Consider the following 26,679-nt stretch of genomic DNA (forward strand, 5'->3'; position numbering starts at 1 on the left):
CATGGCTACGGACCCGCGCGCCGCCCTCGACCGCCTCGTCGCCGCTTTCGAGGCACACCTGGAGGCGGCCCGCATCAACCGGGATCCCGACGCCGAACCCGTCCTCACCACCGCCGGCACCCTCGCCGACGCCTTCGACACCTACGACGACGCGCTGTTCACCGCCTACGGGGTGGACACCCCCTTTGACGTCTACGACGACGAGGAGGAGGACGACGACGAGGGTGACGAGGACGAGGACGGCGACTCGGACGAGGACTACGACGACGAGGACTTCGACGGCGACGAGGCCTGACGCCCCGCCGTTCGTCCTCGCGACGACGCGTCAGCGACGCTCGGGGTACCCCGCGGGCGGCGCGGTCACCTCGTCCAGCACCGCCCGGATCTCCTCGGGCAGCACCAGGTCGGCCGCGTCGACGACGTCCGCCAGCTGGGCCGCGGTGCGCGGCCCGACCAGGGCGGACGTCACCCCGGGCGCGTCGCGCACCCATGCCAGCGCCACCTGGGCGGGACTGCGCCCGAGCCCGGACGCCGCTGTCGCGACCGCCTCGACGACGCGCGCGGCGCGCTCGGTGAGGTAGGGCTCCACGAACGCACGCAGGTGCGCGGACGCCGCGCGCGAGTCGGCGGGGCGCACCCGCCGGTACTTGGCGGTGAGGACCCCGCGCCCCAGCGCCGACCAGGCGAGCACCCCTAGCCCCAGCGCGTCCGCCGCGGGGAGCACCTCCCGCTCGATGCCGCGCTCGAGCAGCGAGTACTCCACCTCCACCCCCGCCAACGGCACGCCCGCGGCGCGTGCGAGGGTGGCGAGCTGCGCCGTCGCCCAGCCCGGGTGGTTGGACAGGCCGACGTACCGGGTGCGCCCCGTGGCGACGGCGTGCACGAGCGCGCCGACCGTCTCCTCCGCCGGAGTGCGCGGGTCGGGCGCCTGGACCAGCCAGAGGTCCAGGTGGTCGGTGCGCAGGCGCGCCAGAGTGGTGTCAAGGTCGTCCAGCAGCGCTCCGCGGCCCGCGTCGATCCGCACCCCGTCTCGCGTGGTGCGCACGCCCGCCTTGCTGCACAGCACGACGTCGCGCCGGGCGACCACGTCGCCCAGCAGCTCGCCGACGGTCGCCTCGGCGCGCCCCTCGCCGTAGCCGGCGGCCGTGTCCAGGAGCTTTCCGCCCGCGTCCAGGTAGGCCTCGAGCAGGGCCCGAGCCTCGTGCACGTCGGTGTCGCGGCCCCAGGTCATGGTGCCGAGGCCGACGGGGGAGAGACTCAGCCCACTGGATCCTGATCGCCGTGGCTGCATCCCTGGAGCCTACGAGACCCCTACCCTGACCGGGTGACGTGGTGGCAAGCAGTCGTGCTCGGCCTGGTGCAAGGCCTGACGGAGTTCCTCCCCATCTCCTCGTCGGCGCACCTGCGCATCGTCGGGGCCCTCATGCTCGACGGGCAGGACGTGGGCGCCACGTTCACCGCGGTGACCCAGATCGGCACGGAGCTGGCGGTCATCGTCTACTTCCGGTACACGATCTGGCGGATCCTCACGCGCTGGTTCCAGACGCTGCGCGAGCTGCGCGGTCCCGACGGCTGGCGCAGCCCCTTCCGCCTCGAGGACCCGGACGCCCGGATGGGCTGGCTGATCATCGCCGGCTCGATCCCGATCGTCGTGCTCGGCGTGCTCTTCCAGGACGCGATCGAGGGCGCGCTGCGCGACCTGCGCTTCACCGCGTTCACGCTCGCGTTCTTCGGTGCGCTGCTGTGGCTGGCCGACCGGTGGGGGCGCCAGACGAAGGACCTCACGGCGCTCGACGGCCGGGACGGCATCCTCTACGGCTTCGCGCAGGCGATGGCGCTGATCCCCGGTGTGTCCCGGTCCGGCGGCACCATCACCGCCGGCCTCGCGATGGGCTACACCCGCGAGGCGGCCGCGCGGTACTCGTTCCTCCTCGCGATCCCCGCGGTGCTCGGCTCGGGCCTGTACCAGCTGGCGAAGGCGCTCGGCGGGCACACCGACACCACGCTCGCGGTGAGCGGCGGAGCCACCCTGCTCGCGACGATCGTGGCGTTCGTGGTCGGCTTCGCGGTCATCGTGTGGTTCCTGCGCTTCGTCTCCACCCGCAGCTACGTGCCGTTCGCGGTCTACCGGTTCGCGCTCGCGGGCTTCATCGTCCTGCTCCTGCTCACGGGGGCGCTCACGCCGACCGCGGGGAGCTGAGGCACGACGCCGGGCGGCCCGGCGTCGAGGCGCGCTACAGCCAGCCGGACCGGCGGAACGCGCGCCGCAGCAGGAGCACCACGACCAGCATGAGCGCGAGCGAGGCCGGGTAGCCCAGCAGCCAGTGCAGCTCGGGCATGTGGTCGAAGTTCATCCCGTAGATCCCGGCGATCAGCGTCGGCACCGTGATGAGCGCGGCGTAGGCGGAGATGCGGCGCATGTCGCCGTTCTGCTGCACCTGGACGAGCGTCATCTGCGCGGTGAGCATGTCCCCGAGCAGGCGGTCGTCGGTGTCGAGCGCGTCGGCCACCCGGCGGAACCCGGCCTCGATGCGCTCGAGGTGGGCCACGGCGTCCTCGCCGAGCTCGGCGTCGTCCACCTCCGTGACGAGGCTGAGCCGGTTGATGACCGGCAGCAGGCGACGGCGACCGTCGGCGATCGCGCGCTTGAGGCGGTAGATGTCGGTGGTGACGTCGTCGTCGTCGACGTCGGAGAACACCTGGTCCTCGAGCTCGGCCGTGCGCGCGGTGACGCGGTCGGCGACGTCGGTCGCGTGCTCGAGGGACAGCGACAGCAGCGAGCGGACGACGACGAACGCGCCCCGCCGGCGCGCCGGCGGCAGGCTGCGCACGCGTTCCACGAGCTTCTTGAGCGCGCCGGAGTCGGTCGAGGACGTCACGGCGCGGTCGCGCTGCGTGATGATGTTCACGATCGGCGCCTTCACGGGCGAGACGCCGTCGGACAGCTTCGGCATCGCGACCCGCATGGCGATCACGTCGTCGGGCATCGACGCGGGCACGTGCGCGCCCAGGACGGTGTCCGCGAGGTGCTTGAGCGACATCCCGGCATCGGTGCTGATGCCGCACTCCCTGAGCGCGTCCGTCTGGATCGAGCGCCACCGACGGGGGTCCGTGGGCAGGAGCTCGACGATCCACCGGCGCCGCGCCGCGGCGAAGACCTCCGGCGGCGTGGTGCGCGGGTCGAGGAGCTCACCCTCGTCGGTCAGTCGGTACTCGGTGCGCACGGGGTCATTGTGCGCCCGGCGGCGACCGGCGGTGTGCGCCGCCGCGCGCGACGCGCAGAGGCGCTCGGCTCGGCACGGACGGGGCGCCGCCGTCGTGCGGGCGGCCATGCCGGTGGTCGCGCACGTGGTCGCGCACGTGGTCGCACAGCCGATCCGCGAGGTGGCGGCCCGCGGCACCCGCGATGCGGAGCTGGCGCGGCCGCGCGGTTAGGGTTCTCCGGTGCGTTCCTGGCCGACCCCCGACGTCCCCGTCCTGCCCGCCGGCCCCTCCCGGCCCGTCCGCGTGACCGACACCGTCACGGGCGCGAGCCTCCCGGTCGGTGGCCCCGAGCGGGCCAGCCTCTACGTCTGCGGCATCACGCCCTACGACGCGACGCACCTGGGGCACGCCGCCACCTACCTCACGTTCGACCTGCTCGTGCGCACGTGGCGCGACCTGGGCTACGACGTGCGCTACACCCAGAACGTCACCGACGTCGACGACCCCCTGCTCGAGCGCGCCGCCGCCACGGGCGAGGACTGGCGCGCCCTCGCCGAGCGCGAGACCGACCTCTTCCGCTCCGACATGACGCACCTGCGCGTGCTCCCGCCCACCGACTACCTCGGCGCGGTCGAGACGATTCCCGACGTCGTGCGCGCGGTCGAGCGGCTCGTCGCCGACGGCGCGGGGTACGCCGTGCCCGCCCCGCCCGACGCCGCCGACGGCGCGGGGGAGGGCGACGTGTACGCCGCGCTCGCCGCGGACCCGGCGTTCGACGTCGCCGATCCCGCCCGGCGCGAGCAGCGGCTCGCCGAGTTCGCCGAGCGCGGCGGGGACCCCGAGCGGCCGGGCAAGCGCGACGCGCTCGACCCGTTGCTGTGGCGCACGAAGCGCGACGGCGAGCCCGCCTGGGACGGGGACGCCCTCGGTGCGGGACGGCCGGGCTGGCACATCGAGTGCGCGACGATCGCCGCACGCACGCTCGGGGCGCCGTTCGACGTCCAGGGCGGCGGGGCCGACCTCGCGTTCCCGCACCACGCCATGTCGGTGAGCCACCTGCGCCTGCTCACCGGAGCGGCGCGGCCGGTGCGCGCGCACGTGCACGTCGGGCTCATCGCGTACGAGGGCCACAAGATGAGCAAGTCGCGCGGCAACCTCGTGCTGGTCTCCCGGCTCGTCGCCGACGGCGAGGACCCCATGGCCGTGCGCCTCGCCGTGCTCGCGCACCACTACCGCGAGGGCTGGGAGTACGCCGACAGCGACCTCCTCGCGGCGCGCGGGCGGCTCGCGCTCTGGCGCGCCGCGGTCGCGCAGCCCTCCGGTCCGGACGGCGCCGCGCTCCTGGACGCCGTGCGCGCCGCGCTCGCGGACGACCTCGACGCACCCCGCGCGCTGGTGGCGGTGGACGCCTGGGCGCGCTGCGCCGTCGTCGGCGAGGTCACGGGACCGTCGGCAGGGGGGATGGGGACCGCGGTCGGGGAGCCGGTCGACCCCGATGCCCCGCGGCTCGTGCGCGACGCCGTGGACGCGCTGCTCGGCGTCGCGCTCTAGCGCACCGGCTCAGCGGCCGGGGTCGCGGCGGCGCAGGTAGCGCTCGAACTCCCGGGCGATGGCCTCGCCGGTCGCCTCGGGCAGCTCGGCCGTGTCCTTGGCCTCCTCGAGCTGCTGCACGTACTCGGAGATCTCTGGATCCTCCTCGGCGAGCTCGTCCACGCCGCGCTGCCACGCCCGCGCCTCGTCGACGAGGTCGGCGACCGGCAGCGGCTCGGACAGGACCTCCTCGAGCGCCGACACGATCGCGAGGGTCGCCTTCGGGCTGGGCGGCTGCGCCACGTAGTGGGGCACGGCGGCCCAGACCGACAGGCTCTGCATGCCGCGCTGCGCCGCGAGGTGAGTGAGCACCGAGATGATCCCGACCGGGCCGACGTACTCCGACGCGTCCAGGCCGAGCGACTCCTGCACGGCCGGGTCGTCCGAGGTGCTCTGCACCGGGATCGGCCGGGTGTGCGGGACGTCCGCCAGCAGCGCGCCGACCCCGACGACGGTCGGGACGCCCTCCGCCTCGCCGGACCACTGTGCGACGACGTCGAGCAGCGCGTCCGTGTACTGCCGCCAGCGCATGGAGGGTTCGATGCCCTGGACGAGCAGGACCCGCCGGCCGGTCACGGGCGAGGTGGCGACCGAGACGCGGGTGGACGGCCAGGCGAGCTCGGCCCCGGCGTCGCCGCGCGTCACCATCGGCCGGTTCACCTGGAAGTCGTAGTAGTCCTCCGGGTCGAGCGTGGCCACGGTGCGGGCGTCCCAGGCGGTCGCCACCAGGGCGACGGCGTCGCTCGCGGCGTTCCCGGCGTCGTTCCACCCCTCGAAGGCGGCGAGCACGAGGATCGGCTTCAGGTCGGTCACCCGCCTAGCGTACGAGTCGGTCCCCGGAGCTCGGGGAGGGCGCCGCGCGGCTGCGAGAATGGCCCGGTGACCGACGCCTTCCGCACCCCCCGCCCGGCCGCGATCCTCTGGGACCTGGACGGCACTCTCGTGGACACCGAACCGATCTGGATCCAGGCCGAGACGGACTTCATGGCCTCGCACGGCGTGCCATGGAGCCACGAGGACGGGCTCACCCTCGTCGGCAACGACCTCCTCGTCAGCGCCGAGATCATGCGCGACCGGGGCGTCGACCTGCCCCCGCTCGAGATCGCCCGCCGGCTCGTCGGCGAGGTGAACGCGAGGGTCGAGCGAGACGGGCCCGTGTGGCGCCCCGGCGCCCGATCCCTGGTGGAGGAGGCACACGCTGCCGGGATCCCGCAGGCGATCGTCACGATGTCCTGGCGCGTGCAGGCCGAGGTGGTCGCCGCGGTGCTGCCGGCGGGTGCGATCGGTGAGATCGTCGCCGGGGACATGGTCACCCGGGGCAAGCCCGACCCCGAGGCGTACCTGAGGGCCGCGGAGCTCTTCGAGGTCGCCATCACGGACTGCGTCGCCGTCGAGGACTCGGCGACCGGGGTGCAGGCAGCGTTCGCGTCCGGCGCCCGCACCGTCGCGGTGCCCTACCTCGTGGACGTACCCGCCCGACCCGGCCTCGCGCGGCTGAGCACGCTGGACGGCGTTGACCTGGCCGGGCTGCTCGCGGCCGCCGCCGGCGCGGAAGACGCGGGCGACGCAGCGGACGCTCCCGACGAGCCCAGCACCCCGCCCGCCGAGCTCTCGTGACGATCGCCGGTGGGGGTGGCGCCCGACGCTGGCGACTGGGCAGCGTGGGCGGCACGCCCGTCTACCTCGCGCCCAGCTGGCTCCTCGTCGCGGCCGTCCTGACGCTGCTCTTCCTGCCCACCGTGCAACTCGCGGCGCCGCGGCTGTCCACCCCGGTGGCCGTGCTGGCCGCGACGAGCTTCCCGATCCTGCTGTTCGCCTCCGTTCTCGCGCACGAGCTCGCCCACGGCGGGGCGGCGAAGGCGCTCGGGCTGCCGGTGCGCGAGTACGTGCTCACGTTCTGGGGCGGTCACACGAGCTTCGGGTCGGACCTGCGCACCCCGGGCGTCTCGGCCCTGGTCTCGGCCGCCGGACCGCTGGCGAACGGGGTGCTCGCCGTCGTCGGCTGGGGTCTGCTGCGTGTGGTCGAGCCGGGCCTGCCCGCCGTCATCCTCGCGTCGCTGACCTACACGAACGCGATCGTCGCGGTGTTCAACCTCCTGCCGGGCAGCCCCCTGGACGGCGGACGCATTCTCGAGGCGCTCGTCTGGAAGGTCACCGGCGACCGGGACACCGGCGCCATCGGCGCCGGCTGGGTCGGACGCGTGCTCGCCGGCGTGATCGTCGCGTGGTTCCTGCTCGTGCCGCTCGCGCAGGGTCGCCAGCCCACTCTCACGGGCGCGGCGTGGGCCGCCGTGATCGGGTACCTCGTCTGGAGCGGCGCCTCGCAGTCGATCCGGCTGGGCCGCGCGCGTCGGTCGGCCGCCGGGTTCGACCTGCGACCTCTGCTGCGGCCCGCGCAGGTCGTGGACGTGCGCGCCAGCGTGGCCGCCGTCCCGGCCGCGCCGTGGGGCGTGGCCCCGCCGGCGATCGTGCTCGTCGACCCCGCGGGGAGCGTCGTGGGCGTCGCGGATCCCGCTGCCCTCGCCGCGGTCCCGGGGCCGGTCCGGCCGAGCACGCCGCTCACCGCAGTGGCGCGCGCGCTGCCGGCCACCGCGGTGGTCACGGCGCTGCAGGGATCGGCCGCGCTCGGCCAGGTAGCGCGGGGGATCGGGGCGAGCGACGTTCTCGTCGCCGTCTCGGAGCACGGCGTGCTCGGCGTGGTTCCGCGGGACGTCCTGCTCGCCGCGCTGCAGCCGCCGGGGCGGTAGCGCGCAGCGCCTTCGCGGCACGGATGAGCGGATGGACCGTTGATCGGGTGGCTCGATCGTGCGCCCACCCGTCGCGAGAATGGGTGGGGTGCTCGAGGTGCGCGTTCGAGCCGCCGGAGGCCTCCCGTAGGCTCGTCGCCCGTGACCGACCCGAGCGACGACCAGCACGACGACGAGGCAGTGGACCTTCTCGACGGCGCGTCCACCGCCGCGCACGACGGCGAGCCGGCCGCCGCGCACGACGGCGAGCCGCGCGCCGCGCACGACGGCGAGCCGCGCGCCGAGCCCACCGGAGCCGCGCTGCGCCGCGGCCCGCTGCGCTGGGGAGACCGCGTGCAGGTCACCGACCCGCGCGGCCGGCCCGCCACGATCACCCTCACCCCGGGCGGGTCCTTCCAAACTCACCGCGGCTACTTCCGGCACGAGGACCTCGTGGGCCGGCCCGAGGGTACCGTCGTCGAGACGACCCTCGGGGTCGCCTACCTCGCGCTGCGCCCTCTGCTCGCCGACCACGTGCTGTCGATGCCGCGCGGCGCCGCGGTCGTGTACCCCAAGGACGCCGGCCAGATCGTCGCGATGGCCGACATCTACCCGGGCGCCCGCGTCGTCGAGGCGGGCGTCGGCTCGGGTGCGCTGACGATGTCGCTGCTGCGCGCCGTCGGCGACGGTGGTTCGCTCCTGTCGGTCGAGCGCCGCGAGGACTTCGCGGTCATCGCGCGCGGCAACGTCGAGGCGTTCTTCGGCGCCGACCACCCCGCGTGGGAGCTCGCCACGGGCGACCTCGCCGACGTCCTGCCGCGCCTGCGCGTGCCCGGCAGCGTGGACCGCGTGGTGCTCGACATGCTCGCACCGTGGGAGAACATCGACGTCGTCGCCGACGCGCTGGCGCCCGGCGGGGTGGTGATCGCGTACGTCGCCACCGCCACGCAGCTGTCCCGGTTCGCCGAGGACCTCAAGGCCGACGGGCGGTTCACCGAACCGACGGCGTGGGAGAGCCTCGTGCGCGGCTGGCACCTCGAGGGGCTTGCCGTGCGGCCGGAGCACCGGATGGTCGGGCACACCGGGTTCCTCGTCACGGCGCGCCGGATGGCGCCCGGGGTCGAGCCGCCGCTGCGGCGCCGTCGCCCGCAGAAGGCCACCCAGACCGAGGACGCCGCGGCCGCCGAGCAGCTCACGGCCGACGCGGCCCGGGTCCAGATCGGGGACGACTGGAGCCCGGCCGACTTCGGCGAGCCCGTGGTGACCGAGAAGAAGGCGCGCAAGGCGGGCCGGGAGAGCGCGGCGTTGCGGGCCGCAGCGGCCCGGTCGGCCGCGACGGCCCGCCCAGGTGACGAGACCGACTGAACTCCCCGCGCGAGTCGGCCTACCCTGGAGGCAGGCCCTGACCGCCAGCCGAGAGGAGAGGTCCGTGTCGGACGACATCGAGCAGGCCAGGCGTAACCTCGCGTCGATCGCGGCCAAGAACGAGCGGCTCGTCGCCTCGCTCGTCAAGGCGCGCCAGGAGCTCGTCGACCTCAAGGAGCAGGTCGAGAAGCTCACCACGCCGCCGGGCAGCTACGCGGTCCTGCTGACCGCGAACGAGGACTCCTCCGCCGACGTGGTCACCGCGGGCCGCACGATGCGCGTCCAGGTCTCGCCCGCCGTCGACCGCGCGCGGCTGACGCCCGGCGTCCAGGTGCGCCTCAACGAGGCGATGGCGCTCGTCGCCGTCGGCGGGTTCGACAACGTGGGCGAGATCGTCAGCGTCAAGGAGGTCATGGGCGCCGACCGCGTGCTCGTCGTCGGCCGCGCCGACGAGGAGCGGGTGGCCCGCCTCGCGGGACAGCTCGCCGAGACCGGCGTGCGCGTGGGCGACGCCCTCACGATCGACACGCGATCGGGCTTCGTGCTGGAGAAGATCCCGCGCTCGGAGGTCGAGGAGCTCGTCCTGGAGGAGGTGCCCGACGTCGAGTTCACCGACATCGGCGGCCTCGCCGACCAGATCGAGGCGATCCGCGACGCCGTCGAGCTGCCGTTCGGCAACCCCGAGCTCTTCCGCGAGCACGGCCTCACCCCGCCCAAGGGCCTGCTGCTGTACGGGCCGCCCGGGTGCGGCAAGACGCTCATCGCCAAGGCCGTCGCGGCGTCGCTCGCGCGCACCGTCTCGGCGGCGGCGGGCGAGGGCGCGGTGCGCTCGTCGTTCCTCAACGTCAAGGGCCCCGAGCTGCTCAACAAGTTCGTCGGCGAGACCGAGCGGCACATCCGGCTGATCTTCGCCCGGGCGCGCGAGCGCGCCGCCGAGGGCGTGCCGGTCGTCGTCTTCTTCGACGAGATGGAGTCGCTCTTCCGCACCCGCGGCACCGGCATCTCCTCCGACGTCGAGACCACGGTCGTGCCCCAGCTGCTCGCCGAGATCGACGGCGTGGAGCGCCTCGACAACGTCATCGTCATCGGCGCCTCCAACCGCGAGGACATGATCGACCCGGCGATCCTGCGCCCGGGGCGCCTCGACGTGAAGATCAAGATCGAGCGGCCCGACGCCGAGGCCGCGCGCGACATCCTCGCCAAGTACCTGCTGCCCACCGTGCCGCTGCACCCGGACGACCTGGCGCGGCACGGCGGCGACGCCGACGCCACGGTCGCCGCGATGATCGACGCCACCGTCGAGCGGATGTACTCCACGGGCGCGGAGAACGAGTTCCTCGAGGTCACGTACGCGAGCGGGGACCGGGAGGTCCTCTACTTCAAGGACTTCGCGTCCGGCGCCATGATGCGCAACATCGTGGACCGCGCGAAGAAGTCGGCCATCAAGGACGTGCTCGCGGGCGCTCCGCGCGGGGTCTCGGTGCAGCACCTGCTCACCGCGGTGACGGCGGAGTTCCACGAGAACGAGGACCTCCCGAACACCACCAACCCGGACGACTGGGCGCGTGTCTCGGGCCGCAAGGGTGAGCGGATCGTCTTCGTGCGCACCATCGTGCAGAAGATCGCGGGCTCGGCCGCCGTGCCGGCGCCCCGCTCGGTGGAGACGATCGCGAACCCCGGCCAGTACCTCTGACCCTCCTCCCTGTCCGCGAGGGCGTTGCGCCGCTCCGCGGGGGCGTTGCGCCGCTCCTCGAGGGCGTTGCGCCGCTCCGCGAGGGCGTCGCGCCGCTCCGCGAGGGCGTCGCGCCCGAGCGGGAGGGTCGGTGTCGGCGGAGACGTAGCCTGGTCGGGTGCGGGTGATGGGAATCGAGACCGAGTACGGCATCCTCGGCGGCGACGGCGTGCGGCAGAACCCGATGGCGCTCTCGGCGCTCGTCGTGGCCGCGTACGCGCAGGCGAGCGGCCGGCGCAGCCGGACGCGGTGGAGCTACGAGGGCGAGGACCCGCTCAGCGACGCGCGCGGGTGGCGCCTGGACCGCGCCGCGGCCCACCCCAGCCAGCTCACCGACGACCCGGACCGGCCCGCGCCCAGCGGCGACGACGCGGACCCGGGCCACCTGGACGGCCCTCTGCTGCGGCGGCACCGGCCGCAGGACCTCGAGCGTGACGACCCCGCGGCGGCAAACATGCTGCTCACCAACGGCGCACGGCTCTACGTCGACCACGCCCACCCCGAGTACTCCAGCCCCGAGGTCGCCTCGGCCCTGGACGGCGTGCGGTGGGACCGCGCGGGCGAGGAGGTCATGCTGTCCGCCGTGCGCACGCTCGCGGCGAACCCGCACACGCCCGAGGTGCACCTGTACAAGAACAACGTGGACGGCAAGGGCGCCAGCTACGGCACCCACGAGAACTTCCTCGTGCGGCGCGACGTGCCGTTCGACGAGCTCGTGCGCTACCTGACCCCGTTCCTCGTCACCCGCACGATCCTCGTGGGGGCGGGCCGGGTGGGCCTGGGCCAGGCGGGGGAGGAGCCCGGCTTCCAGCTCTCGCAGCGGGCCGACTACATCGAGGCGCACGTCGGGCTCGAGACGACCCTGCGGCGCCCCATCGTCAACACCCGCGACGAGCCGCACGCCGACCCGCAGCGGTTCCGCCGCCTGCACGTCATCATCGGCGACGCCAACTGCTCCGAGACGGCGACCTACCTCAAGCTCGGGATGACGTCGCTCGTGCTCGGGGTGCTCGAGGCCGCGGTCCTGGGCGGTTCGGCAGACCCCGCCGCCGACGGCGACACTCCCGGCGTCCTCGCGGTGCCCGACGCGTGGGCCGGCCTGGCGCTGGCCGACCCGGTCGACGCCGTGCACCGGGTCAGCCGCGACCTCACCCTCGAGGAGGGGCTCGAGCTGGCCGACGGCGGCACGGCGACGGCCTGGGAGATCCAGCGCGCCTACCTCGACGGGGTGCGCCAGGTGCTGACCGACCGGCTGGACGAGGACGAGGCGCGCGTCGTGGCGACCTGGGACCGGCTCCTCGGGCTCCTGCGCAGCGACCGCCCGGCGGCCGCGCGCGAGGTCGAGTGGCTCGCCAAGCTCCAGGTGCTCGAGGCCCTGCGGGCGCGGCACCACCTCGCGTGGGACCACGCGAAGGTCGCCGCCGTGGACCTGCAGTGGTCGGACGTGCGGCCCGAGCGCGGCCTCTACGCCCGCCTGCGCGCCGCCGGCGCCGTCGCGACCCTCGCCACCGAGCAGGAGGTGAGCGACGCCGTCGTGCACCCCCCGGTCGACACGCGCGCCTACTTCCGCGGCGAGGCCGTGCGCCGGTACCCCGACGCCGTGGCCGCCGCCGGCTGGAACGGGCTCGTGCTCGACGTGCCGAGCGAGCCCACGCTGGTGCGCGTGCCGATGACGGACCCGACCCGCGGCACGCGCGCGCTGCTGGGGCCGCTCCTGGACGCCTCGCCCGACGCGGGAGCGCTGCTCGCGCGCCTCACCGGCGCGACGCCGGAGGCGATCCCCCCGTCCGCCGCGCCCGCCTCGGCATAGGATCGACGAGCCCGTTCGGCAGGAGGAGACGGCCATGACCCAGCAGCACCACACCCCCGCCCGCGGCGACGGCGAGGAGCCCGACGCCCCGGTCCCCGCGGCTGTGCAGGCCAACACGCAGGCGGTCGACGACCTGCTCGACGAGATCGACGACGTCCTCGAGCAGAACGCGGAGTCGTTCGTGCGAGGGTTCGTCCAGAAGGGCGGGCAGTGACCGCCGGTCACGGCTCGGGCGCCCGCGGCGGGCTCGGACCCGCCTACCTCGACGTGTCCGGCACGTCGTTCCTCGACTTCGCCCGCGTCGTGGCGCCCGACGTCGTGAGTGCGCGGCTCGACGTCGCCCCGGCGCCGGAGCAGACCCACGCGACCACGATCGTCGCGCTGTCCTACGCGGGCGGCGTGGTGATGGCGGGGGACCGGCGCGCCACGGCCGGCAGCATGATCGCGCACCGGGAGATCGAGAAGGTGTTCCCCGCCGACCGCTCCTGCGTCATCGGCATCGCGGGCACCGCGGGCATCGGCCTCGAGCTCGTCCGCCTCTTCCAGCTCGAGCTCGAGCACTACGAGAAGATCGTCGGCACCCCGCTGTCGCTGGAGGGCAAGGCCAACCGCCTCGCGCACCTCGTGCGCGCCAACCTCGAGCTCGCGGCGCGCGGGCTGCTCGCCCTGCCGCTGCTCGCGGGCTTCGACGCCGCGGCGGCCGCGGCCCGCCTGTACTCCTACGACGCGGTCGGCGGGCGCTACGCCGAGCGCAACCACCACGCGATCGGGTCGGGCGCGATCTTCGCCCGCGGCACGCTGAAGAACCTCTGGCACACCCACCTCACCGAGTCCGAGGGCGTCGAGATCGCCGTCGCGTCCCTGCTGGACGCCGCCGACGACGACTCGGCGACCGGGGGCGTCGACCTCGTGCGCGGCATCTTCCCCGTCGTCGCCGTCGTGGACGAGGGCGGGTACCGGCGCATCGGCGACCTCGAGCTCGCCGGGCACGTCGAACGGATCCTGGCGCTGCGCAGCCAGGCGCGACGGGACTGAGGAGCGACCCGATGAGCACGCCGTTCTACGTCTCGCCCGAGCAGTTCATGAAGGACCGGGCCGACTACGCGCGCAAGGGCATCGCGCGGGGTCGCTCCGTCGTCGTGCTCACGTACGACGCCGGGATCCTGTTCCTCACCCACAACCCCTCCCGCGCGCTGCACAAGATCTCGGAGATCTACGACCGGATCGCGTTCGCCGCGGTCGGCAAGTACCACGAGTTCGAGTCGCTGCGGGTGGCAGGCATCCGCTACGCGGACCTGCGCGGCTTCTCCTACGACCGCTCCGACGTCACGGTGCACGCGCTCGCCAACTCCTACGCGCAGACGCTCGGCTCGGTGTTCACGTCCGAGACCAAGCCGTACGAGGTCGAGCTCGTCGTCGCGGAGGTCGGCCCGACCCCCGCGGACGACCAGCTCTACCGGCTCTCGTTCGACGGTGCGCTGGGCGAGGAGCCCGGGTTCGTGGTGATCGGCGGCGACGCCGAGCTGCGCACGCGCCTCGTGGGCGAGGGCTGGCGTGCCGGGCTCAGCCTCGCGGACGCGTTCGCCCTGGCCCGCACCGCGCTGGAGGCGCGCGAAGGCGAGGCGCCGGCGCCGATCGAGGCGCAGCAGCTCGAGGCCGCGGTGCTCGAGCGCGGCGTGCCCGGCCGGGCGTTCCGTCGCCTCGGCCCGCACGACCCGGTGCTGCAAAGTGTCTCGCGGGGCACGTCGCAGGACCTCGCGTGAGCGCGCCGGCCGCGGCGGCGGCTCCCGACGGCGTGGCTCGCCCGAGCGTGCAGACGCGGCGGATCTTCGGGCTCGAGACGGAGTACGGGATCACCTGCGCGAGCCCCGACGACCGCGGGATGTCGGCCGACGAGGCCGCCCGCTACCTGTTCCGCACCGTCGTGGCGTGGGGCCGGTCCAGCAACGTGTTCCTGCGAAACGGAGCCCGCCTCTACCTCGACGTCGGCAGCCATCCCGAGTACGCCACGGCCGAGGCGGACGACATCCACCAGGCGGTCGTGCAGGACGCCGCCGGAGTGCGGATCCTCGCCGACCTCGCCCAGGACGCGAACGACCGGATGGCCGCCGAGGGTCTGCCCGGGCGGCTGCACCTGCTGCGCAACAACGTGGACTCGGTGGGCAACTCGTTCGGGTGCCACGAGAACTACCTCCTGCGCCGGCGCTCGGACTTCGCGCGCACCGCCGAGGTGCTCGTGCCGTTCTTCGTCACGCGGCAGCTGCTCACCGGTGCCGGGCACGTCCTGGAGGGTCCGCGCGGGGCGCGGTACTGCTTCTCCCAGCGCGCCGACCACATCTGGGAGACCGTGTCCTCGGCGACCACCCGGTCCCGGCCCATCATCAACACCCGGGACGAGCCGCACGCCGACGCTGAGGCCTACCGCCGCCTGCACGTCATCGTGGGCGACTCGACGATGGCCGAGCCCACCACGATGCTCAAGCTCGGCACCACCGACCTCGTCCTGCGGATGCTCGAGAACGGCGTGCACCTGCGCGACGTCACGCTGGAGAACCCGGTCCGGGCGATCCGCGACATCAGCCACGACATCACCGGGCGCGCGAGCCTCGCGCGTGGCGGGGGCGGCACGATCACGGCGCTGGACATCCAGGACGAGCTGCTCGGCAAGGCGCGCGACTTCGTCGCGAGCACGGGTGACGACTCGGCGAGCACCGCCTGGGTGCTGGACCTGTGGGAGCGGGGCCTGCGCGCCGTCGCGACCGGCGACCACACGCTCGTGCACACCGAGCTGGACTGGGCGATCAAGGAGCGCCTCGTGCAGCGCTACACCGAGCGGCACGGCGTGGGCCTCACCGACCCGCGGATCGCCCGGCTGCTGCTGGCCTATCACGACATCTCGCCCGCGGACGGCCTGCTCGGGACCCTCGTGGCACGCGGGCTCGTGCGGCGCCTCACCACCCCCGAGGAGGTCGAGACGGCGACCGAGGAGCCCCCGCAGACCACGCGGGCACGCCTGCGCGGGTCGTTCGTCCGCGCCGCGCAGGAGGCGCGGCGCGACCACACGGTGGACTGGGTCCACCTCAAGCTCAACGACGCGGCCCAGCGCACCGTGCTGTGCGCCGACCCGTTCCGGTCGCACGACGAGCGGGTGGACCGGCTCATCGAGAGCATGCGGTCGTGAGCGCCGCCGTCGCGACGCCGCGCGGCCGCTCCACGGGCGCGCCGAGTGCGCGGTCGGTGCGCCGCGGCCGGCGTGCGCTGGGCGGACTTGCGGTGCTGGGCGCCCTCGTGCTCGCCGTCGCCGGCTGCACGCCGACGACCGCGCCCGAGCCGGGTGCGGCGCCGACGATCGAGGTGGCGGGGGACTTCGGGATCCGGCCCACGATCACGATCCCGGACGGCTTCACGGTGGGGGAGACGTCGACCGCCACGCTCGTGACGGGCGACGGCCCGGTCCTCGTGGACGGTCAGAGCGTCCTCGCGGACTACCTGGCCGAGAACGTCACGACGGGCGAGGTGGTCGCCGACACGTACGAGGGCCTGCCCGAGATCCGCACGTTCAGCGTCGACGACCTCGGCCAGCCGCTGTACGACCTGCTCGAGGGCGCGACGATCGGCTCGCGCCTGCTCCGCGTGGAGCTCGGCACCGACGCCGACCCGAACCCCCACGTGCTGGTCCTGGACCTGCTCCCGCTGCGTGCGCAGGGGGAGCCGCTCGAGCCGCTCCCGGCGATGCCGACCGTCACGCTCGCCGACGACGGCGCGCCCACCGTCGCGATCCCCGACGCCGCGCCGCCCGTCAGCGTCACCTCGACCGTGCTCATCAAGGGTGCGGGCCCCCAGGTGACGCTCGGCCAGTCCGTGGTGCTGCAGCTGGTGGCGGTGCGCTGGTCCGACGGCGCCGTCGCGGACTCGACGTGGGGCGTGGCGCCGCGCGCCGTCGCGCTCGCGGACTTGCCGACCGGCCTCCTGGCCGGGCTCGTCGAGCAGACGGTGGGCTCGCAGGTCCTCGTCGTCGTGCCGCCGGCGGACGGCAACGGGCAGGACACGCTCGTCTACGTCGCCGACATCCTCGCCACGGGCGACGTCGCGGTCGGCCCGTCCGGGACCGAGGGCCAGCCCGGTGGCGACCCCACCGCGGGCGCCACCGACGCACCCACCGGATAGGCCCTCGTGCCCCGTTAGGGTGGACGGGTGAGTGTCGCCCTGCGTGTGATCCCCTGCCTCGACGTCGACGCCGGGCGGGTCGTCAAGGGCGTCCGGTTCGAGGGCCTGCGGGACGCGGGCGACCCGGTCGAGCTCGCCCGCCGCTACGACGCCGAGGGCGCCGACGAGATCACGTTCCTCGACGTCTCGGCGTCCTCCGACGGCCGGGCGACCACGCTCGAGACGGTGACGGCCGCGGCCGAGCAGGTGTTCGTGCCGCTCACCGTGGGCGGCGGGGTGCGCACCGTGGCCGACGTCGAGGCGCTGCTGCGTGCCGGCGCCGACAAGGTCGGCGTCAACACCGCCGCGATCGCCCGACCCGAGCTCATCACCGACATCGCGCGGCGCTTCGGCGCCCAGGTCGTCGTGGTGTCGGTGGACGCGCGGCGCTGCCCGGCGGGCACACGCACCGAGTCGGGCTTCGAGGTGACCACGCACGGCGGACGCCGGGGCACCGGGCTCGACGCCGTCGCGTGGGCCGCGGAGGCCGCCGACCGCGGGGCGGGGGAGATCCTGCTCAACTCGATCGACGCGGACGGCACCACCGCCGGGTTCGACGTCGAGATGCTCACGGCGGTGCGCGACGTCGTCGACGTCCCGCTCGTCGCGAGCGGCGGCGCCGGACGTGTCGAGGACTTCGTCGTGGCTGCGGCCACCGGCGTCGACGCCGTGCTCGCCGCGAGCGTCTTCCACTTCGGCACGCTGTCGGTCGGCGAGGTCAAGGACGCGCTGCGCGCCGCCGGCCACGTCGTCCGGTGACCGGGGAGTGACCGCCCCGACCCCCGAGGCCGAGCCCGGCTCCACGCATCGGGCTGCCCACGAACCGTCTCGCCAGCCGGCGACGATCACCGGTGGCTTCCTGCGCCGCTCCCTCACGCTGCTGCGGCGCGGCATCGCCGCGAGCCCGCGTGCGTTCGCCGTCGCCATCGCGGCCTCGGCGCTGTGGGGCGGCGCGAGCGTGGCCGCCGGCTGGCTGCTCGGGCGGATCACCGACGGGGTCATCGTGCCCGCGCTCACCGGCGACGGCGTCGCGGACCGTGACATCTGGCTCGCCGGCGGCGCGCTCCTGATCGTCGGCCTCGTCACCGCCGCGTGCGTCGCGCTGCGGCGCGTCTATGCGGGGATCGCGGCGTTCGACGTGCAGGCCGACCACCGCCGCCGGGTCTCCCGTGCCTACCTCGAGCTGCCGATGGCGTGGCACCGCCGCCACCCCACGGGCGCACTCCTCTCGCACGCCAGCGCCGACGCCGAGGCGGCCGGCGAGGTGTTCGTCCCGCTCCCGCTCGCGATCGGCGTGGCCGTCATGCTCGTCATGGCCGCGGGCGCGATGCTCGCCGCGGACGTCTGGCTCGGCGTGATCGGGATCGCCGTGCTGCCCGCGGTTCTCGTCGCCAACGCGGTGTACCGCCGCGCGATGACGCCGGCCGTCTCGCGCGCGCAGGCCGAGCGCGCGCACGTGGCGGACGTGGCCCACGCGAGCTTCGAGGCCGCGTCCGTGGTCAAGACGCTCGGCACGGCGGCGCACGAGGTCGCGCTCTTCCGCGACGCGACCGAGCAGCTGCGCGACGCCAACACGCGCGTGGGCCGCATCCGCTCGGTGTTCGACCCCGTGCTCGACGCGATCCCCGCCTTCGCCACGCTGCTCGTCCTCGTGGTCGGCGCGGAGGGCGTGCACGTCGGCCGGGTCGCGGCGGGCGGTGTGGTGACGGCCGCCTACCTGCTCAGCGTCATGACGTTCCCCGTCCGCGCGATCGGGTTCGTGCTCGGGGACCTGCCGCGCTCGCTGGTGGGGCACGCCCGGATCGCCGGCGTCCTGGACGCGCCGCGTGAGCCCGACATCCAGCCCGACACAGTCGCCGACCCGGTGCCCGAGGCAGTGCCCACCCGGCGGGACCCGGTGGACGTTCCTCGGCCTCCCGGCCCCGCGGCGCCCGGCCCCGCGGCGCCCGGCTCGAGCTGCGCGGCGTCGGGCTGCGCGTGCCCGGCCCGGCCGGGCCGCTCGACCTCGTGCGCGACGTCACGCTCGCCGTGCCGTCCGGCGCACGTGTCGCCGTCGTCGGCCCGACCGGGTCGGGCAAGTCCACGCTGCTCGACCTCGTCGGCCGGCTCACGCCCGCGACGTCGGGCGTCGTGCAGCTCGACGGCGAGGACGTGCGCGCGATCCCTCGCACCCGGCTCGCCCGCGACGTCGCCTACGTCGCGCAGGAGGCGTTCGTCTTCGACGACACGGTGCGCGAGAACGTCACGCTCAGTGCGCCCGGGGACGCACCCGTGCCCGATGCGCTCGTGTGGGACGCGCTGCGGCGTGCGCACGTCGACGACGTCGTCCGCGCGCTGCCGCTCGGCCTGGACAGCCCGCTCGGGGAGCGCGGCACCACGCTGAGCGGCGGTCAGCGCCAGCGGCTCGCGATCGCCCGCGCGCTGCTGCGCCGCCCCCGCCTGCTGCTGCTGGACGATGCGACGTCCGCGCTCGACCCGGTGGTCGAGCGCGCGATCCTCGCCGAGCTCGCGACCTTTGACGGCGCACCCGACCAGCACGGAGCTCACGACGGCGGCCCCACCGTCCTGATGGCGGCCTACCGGCCCGCGACCATCGCCCAGGCGGACGTCGTGGTGCACCTCGAGGCCGGCGCCGTCGTCGACGTCGGGACCGTCGCGGAGCTCCTCGCCCGCGACGCGGGCTTCGAGGCGCTGCTCACCGCCTACGACCGGGACCGCTCGTGAGCGCCGCGACGATCGCGCCGGCGTCCGAGCTGGGCGTGCTCGCCACCGTGCGGCGCGGCCTGCGCGAGTCCCCGGCGCTGCGCAGCGGCCTCGGCGTGACGCTCCTGCTCGCGACGCTCGCGACCCTGGGGCGGCTCGTCGTCCCGTTCTCCGTGCAGCGCGCCACCGACCACGGTCTGCTCGCCGCGGGCGGCGTCGACCTCGGGGTGGTCCTGCGCACGACGGCGTGGGCCGCGCTCGTCCTCGTCGTCGCCTCGGTCCTGTCCGGCATCGCGAACGCGCGGCTGTTCGCCGCGACCGAGGCGGGGCTGGCCCAGCTGCGCGTCGCCGCGTTCCGGCACGTGCACGACCTGGCCGTGCTCACCCAGCACGCCGAGCGGCGCGGCTCGCTGACGTCCCGGGTCACCTCCGACGTCGACACCATCAGCATGTTCGTGCAGTGGGGCGGGATCACGCTGATCCTGTCCTCGCTCCAGATCGCGGCGGCGACGGTCGCGATCGCCTGGTACTCCTGGGAGCTCGCGGCCCTCGTCTGGCTGTGCCTGCTGCCGATGGCGGTCGTGGCCCCGCGCGCGCAGCGCCGGCTCACGGCGGCCTTCGGGCAGGTCCGCCTGCGCGTCGGCGCGATGCTCTCGGCGGTCAGCGAGGCCGTGGTCGGGGCGCACACCATCCGCGCGTACGGGGCCGCGGACCGCACCGCACGCCGCCTGGACCACGCGGTGGCGCAGCACCGCGACGCCGCCGTGCGCGCCCAGACGCTCGCCGCGCTCGCGTTCTCCGTCGGCGTGCTGCTGAGCGGACTGGCGCTCGCCGTCGTGGTGGTCGCGGGCGCGTTCCTCGGGATCGCGGGCGAGCTGAGCGTCGGCGACCTGCTCGCCGTCCTGTTCCTCGTGCAGCTGTTCGTGGGCCCCGTGCAGAACGCGACCGAGGTGCTCAACGAGCTGCAGAACGCCGTCGCCGGCTGGCGCCGTGTGCTCTCGCTGCTCGAGACCCCGCTCGCGGTGCCGCCGCCGCGGCGGCCCCGCCCGCTGCCCGACGGCCCGCTCGACCTCGAGCTGGGGGGCGTGACGTACGCCTACCCGGACTCCCCACCCGTGCTGCACGACGTGTCGGTGCGCCTGCCCGCGGGGGCGCGCGTCGCCGTCGTCGGCCGCACCGGGTCGGGCAAGACGACGATCGCGCGCCTGCTGACCCGGCTCGTGGACCCCGCCGCCGGCGTGGTGCGCGTGGGCGGCGTCGACCTGCGCGACGTCGCGGAGGAGGATCTGCGGGCCCACGTCGTCGCCGTGACGCAGGAGGGGTTCCTGTTCGACACGACGCTCGCACGCAACGTCGCCTACGCGCGGCCCGACGCGACGCGAGAGGACGTGGTGCGCGCCGTCGCCGAGCTGGGCCTGACCGACTGGGTCGAGACCCTGCCGCTCGGGCTGGACTCACCCGTGGGGCAGCGCGGCGAGCAGCTCTCGGCGGGGGAGCGGCAGCTCGTCGCGCTCGCCCGCGCCCACCTCGCGGGTGCGCCGGTGCTCGTGCTCGACGAGGCGACCTCCGCCGTCGACCCCGCGACCGAGCTGCGCACCTCGCGCGCGCTCGCGCGCGTCGTCGCGGGCCGGACCTCGGTGACGATCGCGCACCGGCTCTCGACGGCGCAGCAGGCCGACCTCGTCGTGGTGGTCGACGACGGGCGGGTCGTGGAGGTCGGGCCGCACGAGGAGCTCGTCGCCGCCGACGGCGTGTACGCGCACCTGTTCCGGTCGTGGCTGGTGTCGACGACCTAGGAGACGGCACGGGACGAGTCGGGCCGGGACGAGCGCGGCGTGCGGGCTCGTCGCCGGGCTCGGTCGCGTTCGTCAGCCCGCCGCGGCGTCCGATCCGGGGGCGTCCCACCCGGTCGCGGCGCGGAACGCGGCGACGGCGTCGTCCGGGCCCGACAGCGTCGCGAGGCTGGCACGCTCGCGGCCGGTGACGACCATCGCCAGCTCGAGCTCCTCGCCCGTCACCACGACCGAGGCGTCCCCGCGCGCGACGACGGCGCGCGGACCGCCGGGCACGACGAGCACGACGCCGACGCCGCCCCGGGACGCCGGGCGGCCGTACCGCAGTCGGGCCATCCCCGACACCGAGCGCCAGATCGCCGCGCGCGTGCGCGGGCCGAGCGGCACCGGCGCGGAGGCGGCGGGCGCGGCGTCCTCGGCGGGTGCGCGTACGACGTCGAGCGCGTGGACGTGGAACTCGAGCACGTTCGTCATCGGGAACCACGCGGTCGGCAGGAGTCGTGAGGGACCCGCGGCGACGTCCTCGATCAGCCGCTCGTAGTCGGCCAGGGTCGCCACCTCGTCGCCGCGCTCACGAGCGGCGTCGCGGTGGCGCAGGGTCGCGCCGGCGATCCGCAGCGGCGAGCGCTCGCGCATCACGACGTGCGCCGCGAGGTGGCGCGCCTGCCACAGGGTGCACAGCGTGGGCGCCGTGGGCGGGACGCCACGCAGCGCCGCGACGAGTGTGCCGCGCGGGCCGGTGGTGAGGTCGTCGTCGAGGGTGGGGGCGTCGCTCATGACCCGATCATGCCCCGCCCGTGCCGCGACCGCGCCCCGCCTGCGCTCCGCCGCGCCATGCCCGCGCCCCGCCCGTGCTCCGTCCGCGCCCCGCCCGCGCTCCACCGCGACGCCACCGGCCGCCCCGCGCCCGCGTGGAAGGATGATCCGGTGACCGAACAGCTCGACCCCGGCGTCGCCGCGCGCCTCAAGCGGGACGCCGACGGCCTCGTCGCCGCGATCGTCCAGGACGACGTCTCCCTGCAGGTCCTCATGCTCGGCTGGATGGACGACGAGGCGGTCCGCCGCACCCTCACCACCGGTCGCGTGACGTTCTGGAGCCGCTCACGCCAGGAGTACTGGCGCAAGGGCGACACGTCGGGGCACACGCAGCACGTGCGCTCGGTGGCGTTGGACTGCGACGGCGACGCGCTCCTCGTGCGGGTCGAGCAGGTCGGGGCGGCGTGCCACACCGGCACGCGCAGCTGCTTCGAGGTCGGCGGCGACCTCGGCGCCGTCGTCGGGAGCGCGCCGTGACGATCCCGACCCACGCGAGCGTGTCTCTGCCCGCCGACCTCGAGTGGGGCGGCACCTGGCCGGGTCGATCGGAGTTCCGCCACCTCGCGACCACCCACCGCGTCATCCCCGTGGTGCGCAAGCTGCTCGCCGACTCGCTGACGCCGGTGGGGATCTACCGCGCGCTGGCCGACGCGCGGCCCGGCACGTTCATCCTCGAGTCCGCGGCCGCGGACGGCACGTGGAGCCGGTACTCGTTCGTCGGCGTGTCCTCGCGCGCGATCCTCACGGCGCGCGACGGCGAGGCGGTCTGGCGCGGTGACGTCCCCGCCGGCCTGCCGACCCAGGGCGACCCGGTGCACGTGCTCGGGGAGGCGCTGCGCCTGCTGCGGACCGAGCCGGTCGCCGGCCTGCCGCCGCTGACCAGCGGGTTCGTCGGGTCGATCGGGTGGGACGCGATCCGGTACTGGGAGCCGACGCTCGTGCCCTCCTCACCGGACGAGCTCGGCGTGCCCGACGTCTCGCTCGCGCTCGTGCAGGACCTCGTCGTGGTCGACCACCGCGACGGCGCGGTGTGGCTCATCGCCAACGCCATCAACGGCGACGGCACCGACGCGCGCGTGGACGAGGCGCATGCCGCGGCGCTCGCACGGCTCGACGCCATGCACGCGGGACTCGCGCACGTGCCGGCCGCCGTCGACGCGGTGCGTCCCGCGGGCGGCGCCCCCCTCGAGGTGCGCGCGCGGAGCACGCCCGCCGAGTACGAGGCGGCCGTGCTGCGCGCCAAGGAGCACATCCGCGACGGCGACGTCTTCCAGGTCGTGCTGTCCCAGCGCTTCGACGTGGACTGCCCGGCCGAGCCGATCGACGTCTACCGCGCGCTGCGCGCGCTCAACCCCAGTCCGTACATGTACTGCGTGCACCTCGCGGGGCCTGACGGCGAGCCCTACGCCGTCGTCGGCTCCAGTCCCGAGACGCTCGCCCAGGTGACGGGCGACGCGGTGATGACGTACCCGATCGCTGGCTCCCGACCGCGCGGGAAGGACGCCGCGCAGGACGTGGAGCTGCAGGAGGAGCTGCTCGCGGACCCGAAGGAGCGCGCCGAGCACCTCATGCTCGTCGACCTCGGCCGCAACGACCTCACGAAGGTCGCCGACCCGCGCACGGTCCGCGTGAGCGAGTTCATGGACGTGCGGCGGTTCAGCCACATCATGCACCTCTGCTCCACCGTGACGGGCACGCTGCGGCCGGGTGCCGGCGCGCTCGACGCGCTCGTCGCGACGTTCCCCGCCGGGACTCTCAGCGGTGCGCCGAAGCCGCGCGCGGTGGAGATCATCGACGACCTGGAGCCGGCGCGGCGCGGGGTGTACGGCGGCACGATCGGGTACCTCGACCTTGCGGGCAACCTCGACATGGCCATCGCCATCCGCACGGCGCTGGTCAAGGACGGGACCGCGTACGTGCAGGCCGGCGCCGGGATCGTCGCCGATTCGCGCCCGCAGGCCGAGCACGAGGAGTGCCGGAACAAGGCCGCGGCGGTGCTGCGCGCGATCGAGGTCGCGGCGCGGCTCGTGGACCCGGCATGAGCACCCGTCGCCTCGGGGTGCTCCTGCTCGTCGCGGGCGCCCTCGGCACCCTCGCGACCGCGGCGGCGACCTGGTGGACCGCGCCCGTGGACGCCGTCGGGTCCTCCACGGTGTCGGCCGACGGGCTCACCGCGGTGCCGCTCGCCGGCCCGCTGCTGCTCGTCGTCGCGGCCGGGGTGGTCGCGCGACTGCTCGCGCGCGGCGTGCTCGCGCGGATCGTGGACTGGCTCGTCGTGCTCGCGGCCGCCGGGCTCGTCCAGCAGCTCGTGGCCGGCGCGGGCCGGGCCGAGTCGGCGCTGGCGACCGCGGCGGCGGAGGCGACCGGCGTCCCGGTGCTCGCGGGGGAGCCGAGCGCGACGCCGTGGCCGGGCGTCGCCGTCGGCTGCTCGGTGCTGCTCCTCGCGGGCGCCGTGCTGCTCGCCCTCGCCCCGGCGCGGCCGGTCCGGGGTGACCGGTTCGAGCGCGTCGGCGCCGCCGCGCCGTCGCTCGCCGTCGCGGAGGTGCCCGACGGCGTCGTGCCCGACGGCGAGGCGCCCGACGGCGAGGGTGTCGCCTCGCGCGGGGCGACCGGCGCGACCGGGCGGGCGACGGCGGCCGGCCCGCCCGAGGCGAGCGACCGCGCGCGTGCGACGCGCGCGGCCGTGGACGACTGGGACGCGCTGACGCGGGGCGAGGACCCGTCCGCCCGGGGCTGACCAGTAGGGTGAGGGGTACCGGCGCCCGCGGGGAGTCGACGGTCGTCGACGCCACCGAGCCGCCGGTGATCGCCCCGACACCTGCCCGCGACCTCGCCTGACACCTGGCCCGAGAACTCCTGGAGGACCCCGTGACCGAGCGCCAGCTCAAGCTCGTCTCACCCGAGGGCGACAAGCTCCCGCCCGCGTCGCCGTTCCACAACGAGGGCCGCACGCTCGCCGGGTGGTTCCTCACGTGGGGCCTCATCATCACCTCGGCCCTCGTGGGCGCCGGGCTGATCGCGCACGTCATGCCGCTCACGATCGCCGGGCTCGTGGGGGTGGTGGTGACGCTGATCGGCAGCGCCGCGCTCCGCGCCGCGGGCCACGGTCAGCCGCACGCGCGCTCGCGCGACTAGGCCACCCTCCCGGGACGGGCCCCGGCCCGGCCGGACGTGGTCGATCCCGCGTCGGGCCCGAGACGGACCCTGAAGCACCCGCACACCAGCCCCAGCATCCCGACGCCCCGACCGGGCGTCCCGACCGTTCGACGGGAACGACACCACACGATGAGCTACTCCCCGACCCCGCCCACCCCGCCCGAGGAGCCGCGCTACGGCGTCCGCCTGCCCGAGGACCAGCGCCCCGCCGCGCCGCAGCCGGCGTGGGGGAGCGCGGGACCGGGTGCGCCCGCCGGCCAGGGCGCGCAGAGCCCGCAGGGACCCCAGTCGGGACCGGGAGCGAACCCGTACGGCTCGCCGACGCCCCCGACCCAGCCGCCCCAGTCCGCCTGGGGCGGGCAGGGCGGAGCGCCGGGGCAGGGCACGTTCGACCCCTACGCGCAGCAGCCCGGGTACGGACAGTCCGGCGGCCCCTACGGCGCCCCGGCTCAGTACGCCGCGCCGTACGCGACGCAGGGTCAGCGCCCGCCGCGCAACGCCGTCGGCGTCGTGGCCATGAGCCTGGGCATCGCGAGCGTCGTGCTGTTCTGCACGAACTGGATCGCGGTGCTTCTCGGCATCGCCGCCGTCGTCACCGGGGCCGTCTCGGTCAGCGCGGGTCGCAAGGGCCAGGCCACGAACTCCCGGCTCGGCATGGTCGGGATCGTCGCCGGCGCGGTCGGCATCGTGCTGGGCATCGTCATGCTCGTCGTCGTCCTGAACTCCACGGAGTTCCAGGACATCATGAACCAGCTCTCCTGAGCGATCGGGAGCCCTCCCGTCGGGAGTTGCCATGACCGACACCCGTCCGGGACGCGGCGGGCCCGCACGGACCGCAGCGTCCGCCGGCAGGGTCGGCCCGTCGCCGGACGGCGCATCCCTCGCCGCGGGGGCCGGTCCGGCCGGAGCTGCGGCGACCGTCCGGCCCGCGCAGGTGGCCGCGCGCGACTCGGGGCGCTCCTGGTCCCTGCCGACCACGATCGCGGCCCTCGCCGTCGGCGGCGGTGTGCTGCTCGTCCTGCGCAGCCCGCACGTGGCCGGCTCGTACGGGTTCTGCCCGAGCCTGCTGCTCGGCATCGCGTGCCCCGGCTGCGGGGGAATGCGGGCCACGGCCGACCTGCTGCACGGCGACGTCGCCTCGGCGTGGTCGTACAACCCGCTCGTCGTGGTCGGGCTGCCGCTCGTGCTCGCGCTCACCGCCCGCTGGTTCGCGGACGCGCGCGCCGACCGGCCGCCCTGGAGCCCACCTGCCTGGCTGGCCTGGGTCGGCCTCGGGCTCGTCCTCGCGTTCTGGGTGCTGCGCAACGTCCCGGCCCTCACGCCGTACCTCGGACCGCTCGCCGTCCCCTGACGTTCGCCGTCCGCTGACGTTCGCCGTCCCCCGACGTTCGCCGTCCGCGCGCGGAACGCCCGCCGTCCGCACGCGCCGATGCGTGTCCGTGGTTCGGGCGGGCGACGGACGTGGGCCGGAGTGGTCCTCCGGCTGGCCTAGGCTTGGCGCGCCGGCCCGGGCCGGGTCGGCAGCCGCAGGCGCCGGGGCAGGACGCAGCGGTCAGCAGTGCTCAGCAGGGGTACACG

The 26,679-nt window shown here is 75.3% G+C and carries 26 protein-coding genes and 1 pseudogene; 23 read left to right on the forward strand and 4 right to left on the reverse strand.

The genetic code is table 11. The annotated features are described in order from the left end of the window. The first annotated feature begins 1 nt into the window (after position 1). Positions 2-295 carry a DNA primase gene (locus tag AC3AQ1_RS16045; RefSeq protein ID WP_108719806.1) on the forward strand — a complete coding sequence of 98 codons (294 nt, stop codon included), beginning with the start codon at positions 2-4 and terminating at the stop codon, positions 293-295. Positions 296-325: 30 nt separating this feature from the next. Here the strand turns inward: AC3AQ1_RS16045 and AC3AQ1_RS16050 are convergent, their stop codons facing one another. After that, entirely contained in the window at positions 326-1,291 is a 966-nt protein-coding gene (locus AC3AQ1_RS16050) for an aldo/keto reductase (protein ID WP_108719807.1), read from the reverse strand. A 33-nt stretch (positions 1,292-1,324) separates the two neighbouring features. On the opposite strand from AC3AQ1_RS16050, the gene AC3AQ1_RS16055 reads away from it, so the two are divergent. Next, a complete protein-coding gene (locus AC3AQ1_RS16055; RefSeq protein WP_108719808.1) occupies positions 1,325-2,200 on the forward strand; it encodes an undecaprenyl-diphosphate phosphatase in 876 nt (291 codons plus the stop codon). Positions 2,201-2,234: 34 nt separating this feature from the next. Here AC3AQ1_RS16055 and AC3AQ1_RS16060 read toward each other — a convergent pair whose 3' ends face one another. Next, positions 2,235-3,224: a CorA family divalent cation transporter gene (locus AC3AQ1_RS16060; protein WP_159096601.1), complete on the reverse strand. Its 990-nt coding sequence runs from the start codon at positions 3,222-3,224 to the stop codon at positions 2,235-2,237. Positions 3,225-3,444: 220 nt separating this feature from the next. On the opposite strand from AC3AQ1_RS16060, the gene mshC reads away from it, so the two are divergent. Beyond that, positions 3,445-4,755: a cysteine--1-D-myo-inosityl 2-amino-2-deoxy-alpha-D-glucopyranoside ligase gene (gene mshC, locus AC3AQ1_RS16065; RefSeq protein ID WP_108719810.1), complete on the forward strand. Its 1,311-nt coding sequence runs from the start codon at positions 3,445-3,447 to the stop codon at positions 4,753-4,755. A 9-nt stretch (positions 4,756-4,764) separates the two neighbouring features. Here the strand turns inward: mshC and AC3AQ1_RS16070 are convergent, their stop codons facing one another. After that, positions 4,765-5,607 (reverse strand): PAC2 family protein, encoded by an 843-nt coding sequence (locus AC3AQ1_RS16070; protein ID WP_108719811.1) that lies wholly within the window; start codon positions 5,605-5,607, stop codon positions 4,765-4,767. 66 nt (positions 5,608-5,673) lie between these two features. On the opposite strand from AC3AQ1_RS16070, the gene AC3AQ1_RS16075 reads away from it, so the two are divergent. The 14 genes and pseudogenes from AC3AQ1_RS16075 to AC3AQ1_RS16140 all read left to right on the forward strand — a co-directional run bounded on the left by AC3AQ1_RS16075 (position 5,674) and on the right by AC3AQ1_RS16140 (position 21,132). Beyond that, positions 5,674-6,411 carry an HAD family hydrolase gene (locus tag AC3AQ1_RS16075; RefSeq protein WP_108719812.1) on the forward strand — a complete coding sequence of 246 codons (738 nt, stop codon included), beginning with the start codon at positions 5,674-5,676 and terminating at the stop codon, positions 6,409-6,411. Beyond that, on the forward strand, positions 6,408-7,541 hold the full coding sequence (locus AC3AQ1_RS16080; RefSeq protein WP_108719813.1) for a site-2 protease family protein: 1,134 nt from the start codon (positions 6,408-6,410) through the stop codon (positions 7,539-7,541). Before AC3AQ1_RS16075 ends, AC3AQ1_RS16080 begins: the two co-directional genes overlap by 4 nt. A gap of 300 nt (positions 7,542-7,841) precedes the next feature. Next, complete coding sequence (locus tag AC3AQ1_RS16085) at positions 7,842-8,885, forward strand: tRNA (adenine-N1)-methyltransferase (protein WP_199916630.1); 1,044 nt, start codon at positions 7,842-7,844, stop codon at positions 8,883-8,885. A 64-nt stretch (positions 8,886-8,949) separates the two neighbouring features. Then, positions 8,950-10,578 (forward strand): proteasome ATPase, encoded by a 1,629-nt coding sequence (gene arc, locus AC3AQ1_RS16090; protein WP_234417585.1) that lies wholly within the window; start codon positions 8,950-8,952, stop codon positions 10,576-10,578. Between the two features lie 166 nt (positions 10,579-10,744). Next, the gene (gene dop / locus AC3AQ1_RS16095) at positions 10,745-12,427 is read left to right on the forward strand and encodes a depupylase/deamidase Dop (RefSeq protein ID WP_108719815.1); all 1,683 of its coding nucleotides are present in this window, start codon (positions 10,745-10,747) and stop codon (positions 12,425-12,427) included. Positions 12,428-12,461: 34 nt separating this feature from the next. After that, positions 12,462-12,641, forward strand: a complete 180-nt coding sequence (locus AC3AQ1_RS16100) for a ubiquitin-like protein Pup (protein WP_108719816.1) — start codon at positions 12,462-12,464, stop codon at positions 12,639-12,641. Beyond that, positions 12,638-13,462, forward strand: a complete 825-nt coding sequence (gene prcB / locus AC3AQ1_RS16105) for a proteasome subunit beta (RefSeq protein WP_234417586.1) — start codon at positions 12,638-12,640, stop codon at positions 13,460-13,462. The genes AC3AQ1_RS16100 and prcB overlap by 4 nt, the downstream gene beginning before the upstream one ends. A gap of 11 nt (positions 13,463-13,473) precedes the next feature. After that, on the forward strand, positions 13,474-14,190 hold the full coding sequence (gene prcA / locus AC3AQ1_RS16110) for a proteasome subunit alpha (RefSeq protein ID WP_108719817.1): 717 nt from the start codon (positions 13,474-13,476) through the stop codon (positions 14,188-14,190). Positions 14,191-14,237: 47 nt separating this feature from the next. Continuing rightward, positions 14,238-15,608, forward strand: coding sequence for a Pup--protein ligase (pafA, locus tag AC3AQ1_RS16115; RefSeq protein WP_108720312.1), 1,371 nt, complete (start codon positions 14,238-14,240; stop codon positions 15,606-15,608). Beyond that, the gene (locus tag AC3AQ1_RS16120; RefSeq protein WP_108719818.1) at positions 15,605-16,594 is read left to right on the forward strand and encodes an FKBP-type peptidyl-prolyl cis-trans isomerase; all 990 of its coding nucleotides are present in this window, start codon (positions 15,605-15,607) and stop codon (positions 16,592-16,594) included. The genes pafA and AC3AQ1_RS16120 overlap by 4 nt, the downstream gene beginning before the upstream one ends. Positions 16,595-16,621: 27 nt before the next feature. Then, entirely contained in the window at positions 16,622-17,392 is a 771-nt protein-coding gene (gene hisF, locus AC3AQ1_RS16125; RefSeq protein WP_108719819.1) for an imidazole glycerol phosphate synthase subunit HisF, read from the forward strand. Positions 17,393-17,591: 199 nt separating this feature from the next. Further along, positions 17,592-18,317: pseudogene (locus tag AC3AQ1_RS16130) on the forward strand (ABC transporter transmembrane domain-containing protein); the annotation flags it as partial. A 344-nt stretch (positions 18,318-18,661) separates the two neighbouring features. After that, positions 18,662-19,357 (forward strand): ATP-binding cassette domain-containing protein, encoded by a 696-nt coding sequence (locus tag AC3AQ1_RS16135; RefSeq protein WP_234417587.1) that lies wholly within the window; start codon positions 18,662-18,664, stop codon positions 19,355-19,357. Next, entirely contained in the window at positions 19,354-21,132 is a 1,779-nt protein-coding gene (locus tag AC3AQ1_RS16140) for an ABC transporter ATP-binding protein (protein WP_108719822.1), read from the forward strand. The genes AC3AQ1_RS16135 and AC3AQ1_RS16140 overlap by 4 nt, the downstream gene beginning before the upstream one ends. A gap of 72 nt (positions 21,133-21,204) precedes the next feature. Here AC3AQ1_RS16140 and AC3AQ1_RS16145 read toward each other — a convergent pair whose 3' ends face one another. Then, positions 21,205-21,906 carry a maleylpyruvate isomerase family mycothiol-dependent enzyme gene (locus AC3AQ1_RS16145; RefSeq protein ID WP_108719823.1) on the reverse strand — a complete coding sequence of 234 codons (702 nt, stop codon included), beginning with the start codon at positions 21,904-21,906 and terminating at the stop codon, positions 21,205-21,207. A 150-nt stretch (positions 21,907-22,056) separates the two neighbouring features. Here AC3AQ1_RS16145 and hisI point away from each other — a divergent pair, with 150 nt between their 5' ends. The 6 genes from hisI (at position 22,057) to AC3AQ1_RS16175 (ending at position 26,452) form a co-directional block, all read left to right on the forward strand. Further along, positions 22,057-22,422, forward strand: a complete 366-nt coding sequence (gene hisI / locus AC3AQ1_RS16150; RefSeq protein ID WP_234417588.1) for a phosphoribosyl-AMP cyclohydrolase — start codon at positions 22,057-22,059, stop codon at positions 22,420-22,422. Then, on the forward strand, positions 22,419-23,987 hold the full coding sequence (locus AC3AQ1_RS16155) for an anthranilate synthase component I (RefSeq protein ID WP_108719825.1): 1,569 nt from the start codon (positions 22,419-22,421) through the stop codon (positions 23,985-23,987). The genes hisI and AC3AQ1_RS16155 overlap by 4 nt, the downstream gene beginning before the upstream one ends. Continuing rightward, positions 23,984-24,682 (forward strand): Trp biosynthesis-associated membrane protein, encoded by a 699-nt coding sequence (locus AC3AQ1_RS16160; protein ID WP_108719826.1) that lies wholly within the window; start codon positions 23,984-23,986, stop codon positions 24,680-24,682. The genes AC3AQ1_RS16155 and AC3AQ1_RS16160 overlap by 4 nt, the downstream gene beginning before the upstream one ends. Before the next feature lie 131 nt (positions 24,683-24,813). Continuing rightward, positions 24,814-25,080 (forward strand): hypothetical protein, encoded by a 267-nt coding sequence (locus AC3AQ1_RS16165; protein WP_108719827.1) that lies wholly within the window; start codon positions 24,814-24,816, stop codon positions 25,078-25,080. Between the two features lie 150 nt (positions 25,081-25,230). Further along, positions 25,231-25,863 carry a DUF308 domain-containing protein gene (locus AC3AQ1_RS16170; protein WP_108719828.1) on the forward strand — a complete coding sequence of 211 codons (633 nt, stop codon included), beginning with the start codon at positions 25,231-25,233 and terminating at the stop codon, positions 25,861-25,863. A 31-nt stretch (positions 25,864-25,894) separates the two neighbouring features. Continuing rightward, a complete protein-coding gene (locus AC3AQ1_RS16175; protein WP_139985592.1) occupies positions 25,895-26,452 on the forward strand; it encodes a DUF2752 domain-containing protein in 558 nt (185 codons plus the stop codon). Positions 26,453-26,679 lie beyond the last annotated feature (227 nt).

This window comes from Miniimonas sp. S16 (genome assembly GCF_057748195.1).

Excerpts from the sequence above, each read along its gene's own strand:
- AC3AQ1_RS16175 (WP_139985592.1), top strand. The coding sequence starts at position 25,895 with ATGACCGACACCCGTCCGGGACGCGGCGGGCCCGCACGGACCGCAGCG.
- AC3AQ1_RS16160 (WP_108719826.1), top strand. The coding sequence starts at position 23,984 with ATGAGCACCCGTCGCCTCGGGGTGCTCCTGCTCGTCGCGGGCGCCCTC.
- AC3AQ1_RS16145 (WP_108719823.1), bottom strand. The coding sequence starts at position 21,906 with ATGAGCGACGCCCCCACCCTCGACGACGACCTCACCACCGGCCCGCGC.
- prcA (WP_108719817.1), top strand. The coding sequence starts at position 13,474 with ATGAGCACGCCGTTCTACGTCTCGCCCGAGCAGTTCATGAAGGACCGG.
- AC3AQ1_RS16100 (WP_108719816.1), top strand. The coding sequence starts at position 12,462 with ATGACCCAGCAGCACCACACCCCCGCCCGCGGCGACGGCGAGGAGCCC.
- AC3AQ1_RS16045 (WP_108719806.1), top strand. The coding sequence starts at position 2 with ATGGCTACGGACCCGCGCGCCGCCCTCGACCGCCTCGTCGCCGCTTTC.
- dop (WP_108719815.1), top strand. The coding sequence starts at position 10,745 with ATGGGAATCGAGACCGAGTACGGCATCCTCGGCGGCGACGGCGTGCGG.
- AC3AQ1_RS16050 (WP_108719807.1), bottom strand. The coding sequence starts at position 1,291 with ATGCAGCCACGGCGATCAGGATCCAGTGGGCTGAGTCTCTCCCCCGTC.
- AC3AQ1_RS16170 (WP_108719828.1), top strand. The coding sequence starts at position 25,231 with ATGAGCTACTCCCCGACCCCGCCCACCCCGCCCGAGGAGCCGCGCTAC.